The sequence below is a fragment of the Wenzhouxiangella sediminis genome (genome assembly GCF_003410055.1).
Taxonomy (GTDB): Bacteria; Pseudomonadota; Gammaproteobacteria; order Xanthomonadales; family Wenzhouxiangellaceae; genus Wenzhouxiangella; species Wenzhouxiangella sediminis.
On the sequence record NZ_QUZK01000034.1, the window covers coordinates 1 to 17,123 of the forward strand.

Annotated in this window: 15 protein-coding genes; 8 read left to right on the forward strand and 7 right to left on the reverse strand. The window is 66.6% G+C overall.

Features of this window, described 5'->3' with window-relative positions; translation table 11 throughout:
- Positions 1-2,485: hybrid sensor histidine kinase/response regulator (locus DZC52_RS07230; RefSeq protein ID WP_147307634.1), on the forward strand; the 2,485-nt coding region annotated here is incomplete at its 5' end.
- 8 nt (positions 2,486-2,493) lie between these two features.
- A complete protein-coding gene (locus tag DZC52_RS07235; protein WP_116650461.1) occupies positions 2,494-2,967 on the forward strand; it encodes a chemotaxis protein CheW in 474 nt (157 codons plus the stop codon).
- 190 nt (positions 2,968-3,157) lie between these two features.
- Here the strand turns inward: DZC52_RS07235 and accC are convergent, their stop codons facing one another.
- The 6 genes from accC to cutA all read right to left on the reverse strand — a co-directional run bounded on the left by accC (position 3,158) and on the right by cutA (position 9,004).
- Positions 3,158-4,504 (reverse strand): acetyl-CoA carboxylase biotin carboxylase subunit, encoded by a 1,347-nt coding sequence (gene accC, locus DZC52_RS07240; RefSeq protein ID WP_116650462.1) that lies wholly within the window; start codon positions 4,502-4,504, stop codon positions 3,158-3,160.
- Positions 4,505-4,507: 3 nt separating this feature from the next.
- Entirely contained in the window at positions 4,508-4,996 is a 489-nt protein-coding gene (gene accB, locus DZC52_RS07245) for an acetyl-CoA carboxylase biotin carboxyl carrier protein (protein WP_116650463.1), read from the reverse strand.
- 3 nt (positions 4,997-4,999) lie between these two features.
- Positions 5,000-5,446 (reverse strand): type II 3-dehydroquinate dehydratase, encoded by a 447-nt coding sequence (gene aroQ / locus DZC52_RS07250; RefSeq protein WP_116650464.1) that lies wholly within the window; start codon positions 5,444-5,446, stop codon positions 5,000-5,002.
- Between the two features lie 407 nt (positions 5,447-5,853).
- Positions 5,854-6,390 (reverse strand): TlpA family protein disulfide reductase, encoded by a 537-nt coding sequence (locus DZC52_RS07255; RefSeq protein WP_116650465.1) that lies wholly within the window; start codon positions 6,388-6,390, stop codon positions 5,854-5,856.
- Positions 6,387-8,687 carry a protein-disulfide reductase DsbD gene (locus DZC52_RS07260; protein ID WP_116650466.1) on the reverse strand — a complete coding sequence of 767 codons (2,301 nt, stop codon included), beginning with the start codon at positions 8,685-8,687 and terminating at the stop codon, positions 6,387-6,389. Before DZC52_RS07260 ends, DZC52_RS07255 begins: the two co-directional genes overlap by 4 nt.
- Positions 8,684-9,004, reverse strand: coding sequence for a divalent-cation tolerance protein CutA (gene cutA, locus DZC52_RS07265; RefSeq protein ID WP_116650467.1), 321 nt, complete (start codon positions 9,002-9,004; stop codon positions 8,684-8,686). Before cutA ends, DZC52_RS07260 begins: the two co-directional genes overlap by 4 nt.
- 268 nt (positions 9,005-9,272) lie before the next feature.
- Here cutA and groES point away from each other — a divergent pair, with 268 nt between their 5' ends.
- The 6 genes from groES (at position 9,273) to nfi (ending at position 16,695) form a co-directional block, all read left to right on the forward strand.
- Positions 9,273-9,563, forward strand: coding sequence for a co-chaperone GroES (gene groES / locus DZC52_RS07270; RefSeq protein WP_116650468.1), 291 nt, complete (start codon positions 9,273-9,275; stop codon positions 9,561-9,563).
- 60 nt (positions 9,564-9,623) lie between these two features.
- Positions 9,624-11,273, forward strand: coding sequence for a chaperonin GroEL (gene groL / locus DZC52_RS07275; protein WP_116650469.1), 1,650 nt, complete (start codon positions 9,624-9,626; stop codon positions 11,271-11,273).
- A gap of 423 nt (positions 11,274-11,696) precedes the next feature.
- Positions 11,697-12,698, forward strand: a complete 1,002-nt coding sequence (locus DZC52_RS07280) for an amidoligase family protein (protein WP_116650470.1) — start codon at positions 11,697-11,699, stop codon at positions 12,696-12,698.
- Complete coding sequence (locus DZC52_RS07285) at positions 12,695-13,480, forward strand: gamma-glutamyl-gamma-aminobutyrate hydrolase family protein (RefSeq protein WP_116650471.1); 786 nt, start codon at positions 12,695-12,697, stop codon at positions 13,478-13,480. The genes DZC52_RS07280 and DZC52_RS07285 overlap by 4 nt, the downstream gene beginning before the upstream one ends.
- Positions 13,477-16,038 carry a bifunctional [glutamate--ammonia ligase]-adenylyl-L-tyrosine phosphorylase/[glutamate--ammonia-ligase] adenylyltransferase gene (gene glnE, locus DZC52_RS07290; RefSeq protein ID WP_116650472.1) on the forward strand — a complete coding sequence of 854 codons (2,562 nt, stop codon included), beginning with the start codon at positions 13,477-13,479 and terminating at the stop codon, positions 16,036-16,038. The genes DZC52_RS07285 and glnE overlap by 4 nt, the downstream gene beginning before the upstream one ends.
- Entirely contained in the window at positions 16,039-16,695 is a 657-nt protein-coding gene (gene nfi / locus DZC52_RS07295; RefSeq protein ID WP_116650473.1) for a deoxyribonuclease V, read from the forward strand.
- On the opposite strand, the gene gcvH is transcribed toward nfi, so the two are convergent.
- Positions 16,692-17,081 (reverse strand): glycine cleavage system protein GcvH, encoded by a 390-nt coding sequence (gene gcvH / locus DZC52_RS07300; RefSeq protein ID WP_116650474.1) that lies wholly within the window; start codon positions 17,079-17,081, stop codon positions 16,692-16,694. The genes nfi and gcvH overlap by 4 nt on opposite strands.
- Positions 17,082-17,123: the final 42 nt, after the last annotated feature.

The window sequence follows — 17,123 nt, forward strand, 5'->3', positions numbered from 1 at the left end:
AGAGGCAGAGGCCGAAGCCGAAGCCGAAGCCGAAGCCGAAGCCGAAGCAGAAGCCGAAGCCGAAGCCGAAGCCGAAGCCGAAGCCGAAGCCGAAGCAGAAGCAGAAGCAGAAGCCGAAGCAGAGCCCGAGCCCGAGCCCGAGCCCGAGCCCGAGCCCGAGCCGGAACCCGCGGCGGAAGACCTGTACGCGGATCTCAACGAGGACTTGCTCGAAGCCTTCCTCGAAGAAGCCGAAGAAGTCCTCGAACACGCCGACGAGTCCCTGCAGCAGTGGCGCGAGGCGCCCGAAGACAAGGCACTCGTCACCAGCTTGCAGCGCGACCTGCATACCATCAAGGGCAGTTCGCGCATGGTCGGCCTCGATGCCATCGGCTCGGTCGCCCACGTCATGGAAGAGTTGCTCGAAGGCATCGCCGCGGGCCTGCACCGGACTACCGCCGAGCGAATCGACGCGCTCGAAGCCGGTTGCGACCACCTGCATGCCATGGTGGAGGCCGTCCAGAAACGCGAACCGATGCCGGAGCGACCCAGCGGCGGCCTGTTCCCGGAGGCCGAGGAGGAGATCGAAGAAGCCGAGATCCTGCCCGAGCTGGCCGAGGAAGAAGAAGCCGCGCCCGAACAGGCCGAGGAAGCCCAGGTTGCCCGCACCGAGACGCTTCGCGTACCGGCCAACCTCGTCGACGACCTCGTCAACTTCGCCGGCGAGATCAGCATCTTCCGGTCCAGGCTCGAAGAACAGGTCAACGTCTTCCGCAGCAACGTCGCGGAAGTCGACGAGACCGTCATCCGACTCCGCGACCAGCTGCGCAAGCTCGAGATCGAGACCGAAGCGCAGATTCTGGCGCGCTACGAGCGCGAGCACGGCCCCGCAGACGAGGCCTTCGACCCGCTCGAACTCGACCGCTATTCGACCATCCAGCAGCTCTCGAGAGCGCTCGGCGAGTCGGTCAACGACCTCACCAGCCTCACCAGCATCCTCGACGACGCGACGCGCCAGTCCGAAACCCTGCTGATGCAGCAGTCGCGCGTGAACACCGAGCTGCAGGAAGGCCTGATGCAGGCCCGCATGGTGGCCTTCAACACCCTCCTGCCCCGCTTCCGCCGCGTGGTTCGCAATGCCGCCCGAGAGCTGGACAAGCAGGCGCGCCTGGTGGTCGACATCGAGGGCGACGGCCAGCTCGACCGTTCCGTGCTCGACCGCATCACCGCGCCGCTGGAGCACCTGCTGCGCAATTCCGTCTCGCACGGCATCGAGTCGCCCGAGCAGCGGCGCGAAGCCGGCAAGCCCGAGACGGGCTCGATCCATATCGACGTCAGCCGCGAGGCCACCGAGCTCGTGCTGCGCGTGCGCGACGACGGCGCAGGGCTCAACCTGGTCGCCATCCGCAAGCGCGGCGTCGAGCAGAAGCTGCTCGCCGACCCCGACAACGCCAGCGACCGCGACCTCGCCCAGCTGATCTTCCGCCCGGGCTTCAGTACGGCCAAGCAGGTCAGCGAGCTGGCCGGCCGCGGCATCGGCATGGATGTGGTCGCCAACGAGGTCCGCCAGATCGGCGGCAGCGTGCGTGCCGACACGGATACCGGCAAGGGTGCGCTGTTCACCATCCGCATCCCGCTTTCACTGACGGTGATGCAGGCCATCATGGTGCGCGTGGCCGACCGCCAGTTCGCCATTCCCCTGCAGGCCGTCCGAGGCGTGACGCGCATGCTCAGCTCCGAGTGGGAGCACCAGATCCACTCCAGCGATCCGCATCAGGAATACGCCGGAGACCAGTACCCGCTCATCGAGCTCGAAACGCAGCTCGGCTTCGACGTGGAGGAACTGCCCGAAGGCACCCTGTCACTGCTGATGATCGAGGCCGGCGAACACCGCGCCGCCCTGCGCGTCAGCGAACTTCAGGGCCATCGCGAGATCGTGATCAAGCCCGTCGGCCCGCAGATCAGTTCGATCACCGGCATTCTCGGCGGCACGATCACCGGCGACGGCCAGGTCGTTCCGATTCTCGACATGGGCCCGCTCATCCGGCGCGCCTTCGAGAAGAACCTGCTGCCCGGTCACGAAGCCGAGTACGAACGCGCCGAGCGCGCCGAGGAAATCAAGCGCACGCCGCTGGTCATGGTCGTCGACGACTCCATCACCATGCGCCGCGTGACCGCCCGTGTGCTCGAGCACCGCGGCCTGGAAGTCATGACCGCCCGCGACGGCCTGGACGCAGTCGAGGCGATGTTCGAGCGCGTCCCCGACCTGATCCTGCTCGATATCGAAATGCCGCGCATGGACGGCTACGAGCTGGCCACCCATGTGCGTAATGATCCGCGCCTCAAGCACGTGCCGATGGTGATGATCACCTCGCGAAGCGGCGAGAAGCATCGCCAGCACGCCAAGGACCTGGGCGTGAACGGTTACCTCACCAAGCCCTACCAGGAAGCCGATCTGATCGAGGAAGTCTTCGACCAGCTCCGGATGCCCGTGCCGCAAGGATAAGAAAGACGATGTCCGACACCGAAATTCGCAGCGTGATGGTTCCCGTGACCGGCGTCGAGCTGCTGCTGCCGAACGCCACCGTCGCCGAAATGGTCGGCTTCACCGAGCCCGACCCGATCCCGGAGGCCGTCGACTGGGTGCTGGGCACGATCCTGTGGCACGGCTGGCAGGTGCCGGTTATCAGCTACTCGAGCCTGATCGAGGAAGCCGACGGCGAGGATCTCAAGGGCGCGCGCATCTGCATTCTCAAGACCCTGATCGACACCGACCGCATGCCCTACATGGCAGTGATCACGCAGGGTCATCCCCGCCTGGTGACGATTACCGAGGACAACCTCGAGGAAATCCCGACCGAGTCGAACCCCATCGCGGTCGCCGGTCGCGCCCAGGTGGACGGCCGCGACGCCGTCATCCCGGACCTCGACCGCCTCGGCCACCTCGTCGCCCACGCAGCCTTCGGCGCGTTGCCGCTGACGAGCTGAGTCGGCTCATCGGTCTCACGCCAAGGCGCAAAGGCGCAAAGGTCGCGAAGAAAATCAAAAGAAGAAGATAAAAAAATGAAAGGGGCGTGTCGACAAGCTGTCGCACGCCCCTTTCTTCTTTCACTGCATGTCTGTTCCTGGCGACCTTGGCGCCTTCGCGCCTTGGCGTGAGACCTTTTCTCCCGAGCCCTCAGGACTTGAGCAGTTTCTCGAGGTAGTGGATGTTGGTGCCGCCCTCGCGGAAGCCGGAATCGCGCATCAGGCGCTGGTGCAGCGGGATGTTGGTGACCACGCCCCTGAGCACGATCTCGTCGAGCGCCACGCGCATGCGTTCGATCGCGGCTTCGCGGGTCTCGCCATAAGCGATCAGCTTGCCGATCATCGAGTCGTAGTTCGGCGGCACCTTGTAGCCGTCGTAGATGTGCGAATCGACGCGAATTCCCGGGCCGCCCGGCGCGTGGAAGGCCTGGATCGTGCCTGGCTGCGGAATGAACTTCTCGGGATCCTCGGCATTGATTCGGCACTCCACGGCATGGCCCTGGATATGCACGTCGTCCTGGCCGAAGGGCAGCGGCTCGCCGGCGGCGGCCAGGATCTGCGCCCGGATCAGGTCGAGTCCCGTCACGCATTCGGTCACAGGGTGTTCCACCTGGATGCGCGTGTTCATCTCGATGAAGTAGAACTCCCCGTCCTCGTAGAGGAACTCGAAGGTACCCGCGCCGAGGTAGCCGATGCGCTTGCAGGCGTCGGTGCAGATCTTGCCGATGCGCTGACGTTCCTCCTCGGTGATTCCGGGCGCCGGGGCCTCCTCGATGACCTTCTGGTGGCGGCGCTGCATCGAGCAGTCGCGTTCGCCCAGATGCACGGCGTTACCGTGGCTGTCGGCGAGCACCTGGATCTCGACGTGGCGCGGGTTGGTCAGGAACTTCTCCATGTAGACCGTGGGATCGCCGAAACCCGACTTCGCTTCCTGGCGCGTGAGGTTGATCGACTTGATCAGGTCCTCGGGATTCTCGACCACGCGCATGCCGCGACCGCCGCCACCGGCGGCAGCCTTGATGAGCACCGGGTAACCGATCTCGTCGGCCAGCCTCCTGGTGCGCCGCTCGTCGTCGTTGAGCGGTCCGTTGGAACCGGGCACACAGGGAACGCCGGCCTGGCGCATGGCGTTGATGGCCGATACCTTGTCGCCCATCAGGCGAATGGTTTCCGCCCTGGGCCCGATGAAGGTGAAACCCGATTCCTCGACGCGTTCGGCGAAATCGGCGTTCTCGGCCAGAAAACCGTAGCCGGGATGCACGGCCTCGGCGTCGGTCACCTCCATGGCCGCGATGATTGCCGGCACGTTGAGGTAACTCTGGTTGGCCGGCGCCGGGCCGATGCAGACGGATTCGTCGGCCATGCCCACGTGCTTGAGGTTGCGATCCACGGTCGAGTGGACGGCCACGGTGCGGATGCCCATGGCGTGACAGGCGCGCAGGATGCGCAGCGCGATCTCGCCGCGGTTGGCGATGAGTACCTTCTTGAACGGTGCCATCGATCAGCCCTTGCGAATCACGAACAGCGGCTCGTCGAACTCGACCGGCTGGCCGTCCTCGACCAGGACGGCGACCACCTCGCCGCTGAACTCGGCCTCGATCTGGTTGAACATCTTCATCGCCTCGACCAGGCAGAGCGTATCGCCGGAAGCCACCTTGCTGCCCACGCGCACGAACGGATCGGACTCGGGGTTGGGCGCCGAATAGAAAGTGCCGACCATCGGCGAGCGGACCACTTCGCCCTCCGGCAGCGACTCTCCAGGTTCGGCCGATTGCTCGCCGCCGCCAGACCCTTCCGCCGCCGGCTGCGGCGCCGCAGCCGGCGCCTGGGGCGCCGGGGCCGAGACCGGAATCTGGTGCGTCGCTTGGGCCGCCTGCTGGGCGTGGTGGCGAATCAGCCGGACCGATTCCTCTCCCTCGTGAATCTCGATTTCGGCCAGTTCCGACTCCTCGAGCAGTTCGATCAGTTTCTTGATTTTTCTAAGGTCCATGTTCTATCCCGAAGCATTGATCTTGTTGATGACAGCCTGCAGCGCCAGGAGGTATGAATCGGCGCCCAACCCGGCAACCACGCCCTCGGCCAGGTCGCTGAAATGGGAGCGGTGCCGAAACGGCTCGCGGCGATGCGGGTTGCTCAGATGAATTTCGATGAAAGGCAGGGCCACGGCCGCCAGCGCGTCGCGAATCGCCACGGAGGTGTGCGTGAACGCCGCCGGGTTGATCAGGATCCAGTCGGTGCCGTCGTCGGCCGTCGCCTGGATGCGCTCGACCAGCTCGTGCTCGGCGTTCGACTGGAAGGTCTCCAGGTCGACGTCGTTGCGGGCCGCCAGACGCGCCAGGCGCGCGTTGATGTCGGCCAGCGTATCCGCGCCGTAGACCTCGGGTTCGCGCCGCCCGAGCAGGTTCAGATTGGGTCCGTGAACGACGAGAACGGCGCTCATGCCGGCTCCTGCCATGAAAGAACCGCGAGTGTGCCGCATGTCTGGGGAAATGTCCACACGTTCGGTGGAGATCGGCGAAGATACGGTGGCGAATGGTCGCGGTGAACTTGGGTTTCAGGGTTCAGGGTTTCAGGTTTCAGGCGGCGCGGAACGGCTCGGGGGCCGGCTTCGCCGGGCTTGGAGCGGGAGATGTCGGAGGACGGAATCCGAAAGGGTCTGACCGTTCCCACACTACGAGGACTGCTCACACGTTCCAGCTGCCAGTGGGTACGGCGTGAGGGTTTTCGGCATCGTTCCCTCGGCCGCGCAGGCGCTCCTGAAACCTGAAACCTGAAACCTGAAACCTGAAACCTGAAACCTGAAACCTGAAACCCTTCTACACCCCAGCCCAAACTGTGGCGCCGCGTCTAGAGAACATCTCCCAACGCTTCATCCAACTCCGAAGACGTGACTTCCCCGTAATGAAGCCATCGAACGATGCCTTCGCCGTCCACCAGCACCGTGTAGGGCATCGCGCCGACTTCGTTGCCCCAGGCGCTCTGCACGTCGAGCACCTCGTCCTGGCCGACCAGGATGGTGTAGGCGATGCCCAGCTCCTCGACGAAGTCGGCCACCGGCTCGGGGTCGTCCAGGGCGACGCCGACCACGGCCAGGGCATCGCCGTGGCGTTCGCTGGCGGCCTGCAGCACCGGCATTTCGCGCCGGCAGGGGGCGCACCAGGTGGCCCAGAAATTGACCAGCATGGCGCGGCCGGCGAACTGCGCCGCATCGACGCGCCCGCCGTCCAGGGCGGGCAGCGCGAACCCGGGATGCGACTCGCCCACGGCCAGGCCGGACTCGGGCGCATCGCCGCCGTCCTTTGCGCTGTTGGTCAGCCAGGCCAGGGCAGTGCCGACCGCGAAGCCCAGCACAACGACCGAAACCCACAGGCGCCAACCCTTCATGGAGCGACCTCGTCCAGCAGGATGAGGAATTCCTCGGGCGCCAGAAACCCGAACATGCGGTAATCCTCCAGTTCCTCGCCGTCGACGAAGAACAGGTAGGCCGGCGGGCCGATCAAACCGAAGTGCCGAAGCATCTCTCGGTGCTCATCGTTATTGGCCGTGATATCGGCCTTCAGCAGCGTGAAATCCTGCAGGCGCCGGGCCACGTCCGGATCGGTAAAGGTGCGGCGATCCATGCGAACGCAATCGACGCACCAGTCGGCATAGAAATCCAGGAACACGGGGCGGTCGGATTCAGCGATCGCGGACTGCAGTTCCTCGAGCGTCTGCACCTTGCGAAACGCCGCGGCCTCCGAAACCGCGGGGCCGCCGGAACCGACCAGATGGTGCAGCGGGCGCGTCCAGTCCCGACCACCCGAGAGCGCCCCGGCGAACTGCGCGATGCCGAAGACCAGCAGCATCACGCCCAGGGCCTGCCAGAGCTTGCGCCAGCCGCCGGCCTCAGGTTCCAACCGGGTGAGCGCACCCAGGTAGACACCGCAAGCGATGGCCAACGCACCCCACAGCAACATGATCACCGCGCCCGGCAGCACGCGCTCGAGCATCCAGATGGCCAGGGCCAGCAGGCCCACGCCGAAGACCGCCTTGACCGCGTTCATCCATCCGCCGGCGCGGGGCAACAGCTTGCCCGCCGACGTGCCCCAGATCATCAGGGGGATACCCATGCCCATCGCCATGGCGAACAGCGCCAGTCCGCCCAGCACGGCATCGCCGGTCTGGCCGATATAGATCAGCGCCCCCATCAGGGCCGGCGCCACGCAGGGGCCGACGATGAGCGCAGAAAGCGCACCCATCACCGCCGCACCGATCAGGGTGCCGCCCTCGGCGCGATTGGACATTTCGTTCAGCCGCGTCTGCAGGCCCGAAGGCAGCTGCAGCTCATAGAATCCGAACATCGCCAGCGAGAGCACGACGAACAGTGCGGCAAAGCTGACCAGCACCGCCGGATGCTGGAAGACGGCCTGGAGGTTCTGGCCGAACAGGCCCGCGACGATGCCGAACAGGGTGTAGACCAGCGCCATGGCAAGCACGTAGGCCAGGGACAGCCTGAAGGCGCGACCCGTGGTCATGCGATCGCCCTCGCCCGCGATCAGCCCGGAGAGAATCGGCACCATGGGAAAGACGCAGGGCGTGAAGGCCAGCAGCAGGCCCGCGACCAGGAACAGGCCCATGGCCACGACCGGACGCCCGGCCAGGGCCGCGGCAAGCCGATCCTGCTCGGAACGCGGAAGCACGGACTCTACGGCCTCTTCGGCCATCTCGCGGGGGACGGCTTGCGCGGAGGCGTCTTCCCCGGACGCCGCACCGCCGCTCCCGCCCACACCGTCGGGCGACTCGGGTTGCGCCGGCGGCAGCGTGACCGCGATGCGCCGGGTCATCGGCGGGTAGCAGATGCCCTCGTCCAGGCAGCCCTGGAAATCGGCCACCAGGGTGATCTCGCGCTCGCCACCGGCCGGGCGGGAAAGCTCGACGGGAATCTCGACCTCACCGAAATACACCCGGGTCTCCCCGAAATGCTCGTCGGTCTTGGGCTCGCCCTCGGGCAGGTCGGCGGCGGCCACCCCGACCCCGTCTTCTTCGACCCGGAACGCAAAGGAATGGCGATACAGGTAATAGTCCGGCCGGGCCGTCGCGCGCACCAGGATCGCCCGGGGTCCGTCGGCAATGGCCTCGACGCGGAAGGCTTCCTCGGCGGGCAGGGCCTGGCGCTGGCGCCCCAGCAGGGCGTCCAGCGCGCTGCCGGAGCTTTCCTGGTTGCCGGTGTCCGCCAGCCCGCCCACCGAAGCCGGCGCCTGCCGTTCGGCCGGCAGCGCCACCCGGACATCCTGGCGGTGCGGCGGATAGCAGACCCCCAGGTCGGCACAGCCCTGGAAAGCCACACGCGCGCCCACCGAACCGTCGGCGGGCTTCTCCTCGACGGGCACACGGATTGTCACCGCGCCGCGATAGGTCTCGGTCTCGCCGAAGAATTCGTCGACCATGGGCTCGCCCGCCGGGATCTCCGGATCGCCGAATGCCACGTCCTCGCCGAGCGCGTCGATCCGGAAGGCGTGCCTGTAAAGGTAGTAGCCCTCCGCGATCTCCCAGTGCAGAACGAGCTCGCCGTCGTCGGCGCTCGCCTCGAGCGCGAAGGCCTGCTCGACCGGCAGGAGATCGTCGGGGCCGACCTGGGCGGCAACGGGCAGGGCCCACAAAAGGGCGATCAGTGCGCCAAAGCGCGCAAGGGTCTTGGTCATTGAATCCAGTCCCGAATCCATTGGGTATATTCGTCCAGTCCGTCGCTGACCGGCACGACCAGGATTTCCGGGACGTCGTAGGGGTGGTGCGCGACCAGCTCCTGCTTGAGCGCACCCACCCTGGCCCGGGTGGTCTTGATGGTCAGCGGAATTTCACTCTCGCACTCGACCCGGCCCTGCCAGGGATAGGTCGAAGTCACTTCCGAGCCGGCCGAAACGCAGGCAGCCAGCCGTTGTTCGACCAGCATGGCCGAGAGTCGTTCAGCCGTCTCGCGATCGGGGCAGGTCGTCAGCACCAGGCAGATATCGTCGCTCATGTCGATTCGTCTCGTTCGAGCCCATGGAACCGTCGCTATTCTGACAGGCCGCCGTCGCCGGCACAAAAATGTGCGCCTCCCGTCGTCCCGAAGCCTTGAAATGCCTGCCCGGGGGCTCCATTTCGCAAGGCGTCGGCGCAGTTGCGGCAGTGGAACGCTCCCGCCGCGGCTCGCCCAGAAGTCAGGCAAGGTCATCCGGTCCGGTACCAACCGATCCGGAGGGCCTGTCATTAATCACAAACAACCGTTAGTCAAGGGAGAAAGACCCATGAAACTGCGTCCTTTGCATGATCGCGTCATCGTCAAGCGCGTGGAAGAAGAGCGCACCACCCCCGGCGGAATCGTCATCCCCGACAGCGCCACCGAAAAGCCGATTCGCGGCGAGGTGATCGCGGTCGGCAACGGCAAGATCCTCGACAACGGGGAACAGCGCGCGCTGGATGTGAAGGTGGGCGACACGGTGCTGTTCGGCAAGTATTCCGGCACCGAGGTCAAGGTCGACGACGACGAGCTGCTGGTGATGCGTGAAGACGACATCATGGCCGTCATCGATTCCTGAATCGACCGCCCGCGAATCAACCTGACATCCCAAAGACTCAAGATTTAGAGGAAAACAATCATGAGCGCCAAAGAAATTCGATTCTCCGAAGACGCCCGCAACAAGGTTCTCAAGGGCGTGGACGTGCTGGCCCGCGCGGTCAGCGTGACGCTGGGCCCGAAGGGCCGCAACGTCCTGCTCGAGAAGAGCTTCGGTGCACCGACCATGACCAAGGACGGCGTGTCCGTGGCCAAGGAAATCGAGCTGGAAGACAAGTTCGAGAACATGGGTGCCCAGATGGTCAAGGAAGTCGCCTCGCAGACTTCCGATGAAGCCGGCGACGGCACCACCACCGCCACCGTGCTGGCCCACGCCATGGTGCGCGAGGGCGTCAAGTCGGTCGCCGCCGGCATGAACCCGATGGACCTCAAGCGCGGCATCGACAAGGCGGTCCGCGCCGCCGTCGAAGAACTCAAGAAGCTCTCCACGCCCTGCGACACCGACAAGGGCATCGCCCAGGTCGGCACCATCTCGGCCAACAGCGACGAGGAAGTCGGCAAGATCATCGCCGAGGCGATGAACAAGGTCGGCAAGGAAGGCGTGATCACGGTCGAGGAAGGCCAGTCGCTGAGCAACGAACTCGACGTCGTCGAGGGCATGCAGTTCGACCGCGGCTACCTTTCGCCCTACTTCGTGACCGACCAGCAGACCATGCAGGTCGAGCTCGAGAACCCCTACATCCTGCTGCACGACAAGAAGATCTCCAACGTGCGCGAACTGCTGCCGATCCTCGAAGGCGCGGCCAAACAGTCGCGCAGCCTGCTGATCTGTGCCGAGGACATCGAGGGCGAGGCCCTGGCCACGCTGGTGGTCAACAACCTGCGCGGCACCGTCAAGGTCGCGGCCGTCAAGGCGCCCGGCTTCGGTGATCGCCGCAAGGCCATGCTCGAAGACATGGCGGTCCTGACCGGCGGCCAGGTCATCTCCGAGGAAGTCGGCATGAGCCTCGAGAAGACCACGGTCGACCAGCTCGGCTCGGCCAAGAAGGTCCAGATCGACAAGGAAAACACCACCATCATCGACGGTGCCGGTGATGCGGCCGCGATCGAAAGCCGGGTCGGCCAGATCCGCGCCCAGATCGAGGACGCCAGCTCCGACTACGACCGCGAGAAGCTGCAGGAACGCGTGGCCAAGCTGGCCGGCGGCGTGGCTGTGATCAAGGTCGGTGCCGCCACCGAAGTCGAGATGAAGGAGAAGAAGGCCCGCGTCGAAGACGCCCTGCACGCCACCCGTGCGGCCGTCGAGGAAGGCGTGGTGCCCGGCGGCGGCACCGCGCTGGTGCGTGCCCGCGCCGCGATCGAGAAGCTCACCGGCGACAACGACGACCAGACCGTGGGTATCAAGATTGCCCTGCGCGCCATGGAAGAGCCGCTGCGCAAGATCGTGTCCAACTCCGGCGGCGAGCCCTCCGTCATTCTCGCCAAGGTGGCCGAAGGCAAGGGCAACTACGGCTACAACGCCGCCACCGGTGAGTTCGTCGACATGATCGACGCCGGCATCCTGGACCCGACCAAGGTCACGCGCACTGCCCTGCAGAACGCCGCCTCGGTCTCCGGCCTGATGATCACCACCGAGTGCGCCATTGCCGAGATCCCGCAGAAGGACGACGGCGGCGGCGCCCCGGACATGGGTGGTATGGGCGGTATGGGCGGAATGGGCGGAATGATGTAACCGCCGGGCCCGAATCTCCCGGCCCCATGCGGCGTTGCGTGGCGGCTGGCAATGCTCACGTACCATGAAGGTACGCTGCGCTTACCAGCCACCCCGCGCCTTGCCTGGAACCGGGACCTTCGGTCCCTATGCATACGCCCTTAGCAACGCCCGTATGCATCTAAAACCCCGGCCCAGCGCCGGGGTTTTTTGTGTCGGTACACGCGCGACGGCTCCAGTCGGGGGCTTCTTGCCACAGGCAAGCCGCCCCCGACATTCCGCCTGCGCTCCGCTTCCGCCCCAAGGCTCATCTCCACTCTGAACCGGGACCTGCACCCGCTCGTGCAGTGCCCATTGCTGGCTCACAGCCAGATCGAGAAAGCCCCGGTTTAGGCCGGGGCTTTTTCGTTTTGGGGGCGGGTGTCCGGTATCCTGTCCACATCGATGGACCAGCGCGCCGACATCCCGCGATTCGATCCGCCGCCGTGCCGGGAGAATCCCGACGGCGAAGCGCGCCGCGTGGGCGTCGAGTTGGAGATGGCGGGAATCCGTCCGCACCAGGCGGCCGAAGCCGTGATGGATACCGTCGGCGGCAGCATCGAGACCGACAACGCCTTCCTGACCCGGGTCAGCGACACCTCGCTCGGGGAATTCCGGGTCGAGCTCGACGCCGACCTACTCAAGAGCGGACAGTACCGAAAGCTCCTGTCCGATTTCGGCATCGACATCGGCGAAGGCGACGAGCGCGAGCAGATCGAATCACTGATCTCGCGGGTAGCCGGCCTCATCGTGCCCCTCGAGCTCGTCGGACCGCCCGTGCCCTGGACCGAGCTGGAAGCGCTCGACGGCATACGCGCCCGGCTGCACGAAGCCGGCGCGCGCGGCACGCATTCATCGCCGCTGTATGCCTTCGGCATGCAGCTCAACATCGAGGCGGCACGCCTCGACGCCGACTACCTGCTTGCGATCATCCGCGCCTTCCTGCTGAGCTACGACGAACTCATCGAAGCCGAGCGCGTGGACCTGTCCAGGCGCATTACGCCTTACGTGCAGCCTTTCCCTGAGGAGTACGTCGCGCACGTCCTGCAGTCCGACTACGACCCCGATCTCGATACCCTGATCGACGACTACCTGCGCCTGACGCCGACGCGCAACCGCCCGCTCGACCTCCTGCCCCTGTTCGCCCACCTCGACGAAGAGCGCATCATGAACGCACCCGTCGAGACCAACCTGGTGAAACCTCGGCCGGCATTCCACTACCGCCTGCCCAACTGCCTGATCGACGAGCCGGACTGGTCGCTTGCCACCGTCTGGAACCGCTGGATCGCGATCGAAAAGCTTGCCGACGACCCCGAACGCCTCGAGCGCCTTCGCGCGCGGCGACTTTCGCGCTCCAGCGCCCTGCGACGCTGGCTCTCCCACGCCTGGCGCAAGCTCCGCACGTGAGCGCCCGCCCCGTCATCGGCGTGACCGGCCCCGACCGGGGCGGCCTGGCCGCCTGGTGGTTCTCGGCCCTGGCGGTGCGACGCGCCGGCGGCCGCCCCCTACGCATCCGCCCTTCCCGGCCGGCCGACGTCGCTCGCCTCGACGGCCTGATCCTGGGTGGCGGCGCGGACGTCAGCCCGCGGCTCTACGGGCAGCACAAGCAGCCCCGGCCCGAACGCATGACCGACCGCGGGGCGAGCGGCTGGCGCCGGCTGATCGGCCTGGTGCTCTTTCCCCTCATGGCGGGACTGCGGCGATTGCTCACCACCAAGCGCGGCGGTCCGGACCGGGCCCGCGACGAACTGGAGTATCGTCTCATCGGTGAAGCTCAGGAAGCGGGTCTGCCCATGCTCGGCATCTGCCGCGGCATGCAGTTGATCAACGTCGCCCTCGGCGGCAGCCTGCACCAGCACCTGGTCGGCTTCTACGATGAATACCCGGCCATCCGTTCCGTGCTGCCGCGAAAGCGCGTCGTGATCGAGGACGGCACCCGCATCGCCCGACTGCTCGGGGCCGGAGACTGCTGGGTCAACGCGCTGCACTCCCAGGCAATCGACAAGCTGGCGGCGGGAATGACCGTGGGCGCTGTCGAATCCAACGGCATCATCCAGGCGATGGAGTGCGCCGACGGCCCCTGGCTGATCGGGGTACAGTGGCACCCGGAATACCTGCCGCAACGCAGGCGGCAGCAGGCCCTCTTTCGATCCCTGGTGGAAGCGGCACGAACGATCGATCGCTCATGAAGATTGCTGTCAAACGCCCCGGCAAGGATCTGCTCGGCTCGCACTGCCGTTTCGTCGCGGAGGCCTGGCGGCGATTCGAGGACGCCCCGGATCCGGACAGGGCACTGCCGCGGCCCAGCGAATCGGCCATGAGAGAGGATCCCGCGGCCGAGCTTCGCAGGTACCGGCAGCTGCAGTCGATCCACATCCTGTGGCGGGATCTTACCGGCGAGGCGGATATCGCCGAGACCGGAAAAGCGCTTTCCACCCTGGCCGGCGAGTGTATCGAGCTGGCGCTGGCCGCCGCCGAGCGGGCGGTCGCCGAACGCCACGGCTGGGTCGAGAACGAGCAGGGCGAACGCCAGCGCCTGATCGTGTTCGGCCTGGGCAAGCTCGGCGGCGGCGAACTCAACTTCAACTCCGATATCGACCTGGTCTTCGCCCACGACGCACAGGGGCGCAGCAGCGGGCCCAGACGCGTCGACGCCGCCGACTGGATGAAGCGAGTGGCGCGCAAGCTCATCGGCCTGCTCGATACCGTGGACGCCCACGGGCGCGCCTGGGTCGTCGATACCCGGCTGCGGCCCTTCGGCGAGTCCGGTGCCCTGGTCTGGTCGGTGCCGGCCATGGAACAGTACTTTCTCAGCGAGGGGCGCACCTGGGAACGCTATGCCTGGCTCAAGGCCGCGCCCGTGGCGGGCGATATCGAATCCGGGCGGGCCCTGATCGAGGCCCTGCAGCCCTTCGTCTACCGCCGCTACCTCGACTACGGCATCTTCGAGAGCCTGCGCGACCTGCACCGCCGCATCGACGCCAACGCCCGCGCGCGCAGCGACCTCGACGACATCAAGCGCGGGCGCGGCGGCATCCGGGAGCTCGAATTCCTGGTGCAGAGCCTGCAGATCCTGCGCGGGGGACGCGAAGCCAGTCTGCGGCGTACCGGCTTCCTGCCGGCACTGGACGCCTGTTCCCGACTCGGCTTGATCCCGTCCGAAGAGGCGGGCGAGTTGCGGGATGCCTACGGTTTTCTGCGCATCCTGGAAAATCGCCTGCAGGCCATGACGGCACGACAGGGCCACGAGCTCCCCGAAGACGAACCGCAACGCCGGCGGCTCGCCGAGCTGATGAGTTTCGACGACTGGCACGAGCTGGAATCGGCACTGGCGGCCCACCGCCGGGTGGTCACCCGCTATTTCAGCGAACGCTTTCGGGAACCCGAAGAGCAAACGGAAGCGGGGGACGGCCTCTGGCCGCCGCCGGAGAACCTCGCCGAACGCCTGCGCAGAACCGGTTTTCAGGATCCCGAGGAAGCCGCCGAGCACCTCACGCGCTGTCACGCCGACCTGCAGCGGCGGCCGCTCAGCGCCGAGGGCCGTCAGCGATTGGAGCGGCTCATGCCGAAGCTCATCGAGGTGGTCGGCCGCCAGCGACCGCCGGACACCGGCCTGGCGGACCTGCTGCGCCTCGTCGACCAGGTCTCGCGTCGCTCGGCCTACCTGGCGCTGCTGCGTGAGCGCCCGGAGACCCTGGAACGACTCGTCCGGGTCTTCCACCTCAGCCAGCGGGTGGCCGAGTGGATCATCGCCGCCCCCCAGCTCATCGACGACCTGCTCGACCCGATCAACGGCTTCGAACTACCCGCCGCCCCGAAGCCCGATCCCGATGACCGGGAAGCCAGCCTGTGGGCCCTGTCGCGCTGGCGCCAGGCCGGTTTCCTGCGCACCGCCCTGGCCGAGCTCGACGATCGCCTCGATGCCGTCGGCGCCGGCCGGCAGCTAAGCGACATGGCGGGAGTCATCGTCGAAAGTTCGCTCGATCTGGCCGGAAGCGGCGACGCCGACCTGGCGGTCATCGGATACGGCAACCTCGGGGCGGGCCAGTTGCACTTCGAGTCCGACCTGGACCTGGTCTTCCTGCACCGCTCGGGCGAGGCGCCGCGACGCGTGGTCCAACGCCTGGTCAGCGCCCTGCAGATGCCCCTGCCCGGCGGGCGACTGTTCGAGATCGATACTCGCCTGCGCCCCAACGGGCGCGCCGGCATGCTCGTTTCGACGCTGGAGAGCTTCGCCGAGTACCAGCGCAACAAGGCCTGGACCTGGGAACACCAGGCCCTGATCCGCGCGCGCTGGATAGGCGGCGACCGATCTCTGGAACCCGAATTCGAAGCCGTACGGGAAGCGGTGCTGAGGCAGCCGCGCGAGGAAAAGTCGGCGGCAAGCGACCTGGCCGGGATGCGCGCACGCCAACTGCGCGAACGGCGCGAATCGCCCACCAAGCGCGCGCTGACCGACCTGCAGTTCCTCGCCGAACTGGGCGTGCTCACCCGGGCCGCCGAGCATCCGGGATTGGTCGCCCACCGACGCACCGACACGCAGCTCGAAGCGCTCGCCGAGGCCGGTTGGCTCGACGGCGAGCAGGCCCGTGCCCTGGCCGAGGACTGGCGTGGACTGCTCGAGCGACGTCACATGGACTGGCTCCGGCGCGAGCCGGCGCCCTTCGACGAGGACGGCGTTCGCGAGCGCATCGACGATGCCTGGAGCGACCGATTCGGCTGTACACCGGGAGAAGAGAAGGCCTAGATGGCCCCGAGCGTCGACACCAGGGCACTCATCGGTCGCCAGCGCGAGTTGGCCGCCCAGGTCATCGACCGCGACGACCTGCGCCTGCCGCCCGAGCTGGTCGCAGGCGTGGACGCCGCCTTCCCGGACCAGGGGCGGACGACGCGCGCAGCGGCCGTGCTGATGCGCTTCCCGGAACTGGAAACGGTTGACGAGGTGGTTTTCGAGCAGGCCACCGAACTGCCGTATATCCCCGGCCTGCTCTCGTTTCGCGAACTGCCGGCGATCCTGGGTGCGCTGGAGCGGCTTGCCTTGCCGCCCGAGCTCGTGCTGTGCGACGGCCAGGGACGGGCGCATCCAAGACGCTTCGGCATCGCCTGCCACCTGGGCGTGGCGACCGGCCTGGCAACCATCGGCGTGGGCAAGAGCCGGCTATGCGGCCAGCACGATGAACCGGGCCCCGAAAAGGGCGCCGCGGCAGATCTGGTGGATGGCGGAGAAGTGATCGGCCGCGTGGTCCGCTCGAGAGACCGCGTCCGCCCCCTCTACATTTCGGTCGGACACCGCGTCAGCCTGGCGACGGCCGTCGACCTGGTCCTGACCTGCACTCCCAGGTACCGCCTGCCCGAGCCGGTCAGGCGCGCCGACCGTCTCGCCGGTCGGCATTCGCCGGCTTAATCCTCAGCCAAGTGCTCTTTATAGGCCTCGGCGTCCATCAGTTCGTCGAGTTCGCCGGGATCGTCGAGCTTCACCGAGAACAACCAACCGTCGCCGTAGGGATCGTTGTTGACGATTTCGGGCGTGTCGGCCAGCGCCTCGTTGACCACCACGACTTCCCCGGAAACCGGAGAGTAGATGTCGGAAGCCGCCTTCACGGACTCGACCACCGAGCAGGCGTCGCCGCGATTCAAAGTGTCGCCCTCTTCGGGCAGTTCGACGAAAACCAGGTCGCCCAGCTGTTCCTGCGCATGGTCGCTGATACCCACCTTGACCACGCCCTCTTCTTCCTGGCTGACCCATTCGTGGCTTTCCGCATAGCGCAGATCGGAAGGAATGTCGCTCATGAAGCCGTCCCTTGAAAGTTCGCGCAAATTCTATCAGCAAAC

Coding starts and splice junctions, on each gene's coding strand:
- DZC52_RS07235 (WP_116650461.1), top strand. CDS start 2,494: ATGTCCGACACCGAAATTCGCAGCGTGATGGTTCCCGTGACCGGCGTC.
- accC (WP_116650462.1), bottom strand. CDS start 4,504: ATGGCACCGTTCAAGAAGGTACTCATCGCCAACCGCGGCGAGATCGCG.
- accB (WP_116650463.1), bottom strand. CDS start 4,996: ATGGACCTTAGAAAAATCAAGAAACTGATCGAACTGCTCGAGGAGTCG.
- aroQ (WP_116650464.1), bottom strand. CDS start 5,446: ATGAGCGCCGTTCTCGTCGTTCACGGACCCAATCTGAACCTGCTCGGG.
- DZC52_RS07255 (WP_116650465.1), bottom strand. CDS start 6,390: ATGAAGGGTTGGCGCCTGTGGGTTTCGGTCGTTGTGCTGGGCTTCGCG.
- DZC52_RS07260 (WP_116650466.1), bottom strand. CDS start 8,687: ATGACCAAGACCCTTGCGCGCTTTGGCGCACTGATCGCCCTTTTGTGG.
- cutA (WP_116650467.1), bottom strand. CDS start 9,004: ATGAGCGACGATATCTGCCTGGTGCTGACGACCTGCCCCGATCGCGAG.
- groES (WP_116650468.1), top strand. CDS start 9,273: ATGAAACTGCGTCCTTTGCATGATCGCGTCATCGTCAAGCGCGTGGAA.
- groL (WP_116650469.1), top strand. CDS start 9,624: ATGAGCGCCAAAGAAATTCGATTCTCCGAAGACGCCCGCAACAAGGTT.
- DZC52_RS07280 (WP_116650470.1), top strand. CDS start 11,697: ATGGACCAGCGCGCCGACATCCCGCGATTCGATCCGCCGCCGTGCCGG.
- glnE (WP_116650472.1), top strand. CDS start 13,477: ATGAAGATTGCTGTCAAACGCCCCGGCAAGGATCTGCTCGGCTCGCAC.
- nfi (WP_116650473.1), top strand. CDS start 16,039: ATGGCCCCGAGCGTCGACACCAGGGCACTCATCGGTCGCCAGCGCGAG.
- gcvH (WP_116650474.1), bottom strand. CDS start 17,081: ATGAGCGACATTCCTTCCGATCTGCGCTATGCGGAAAGCCACGAATGG.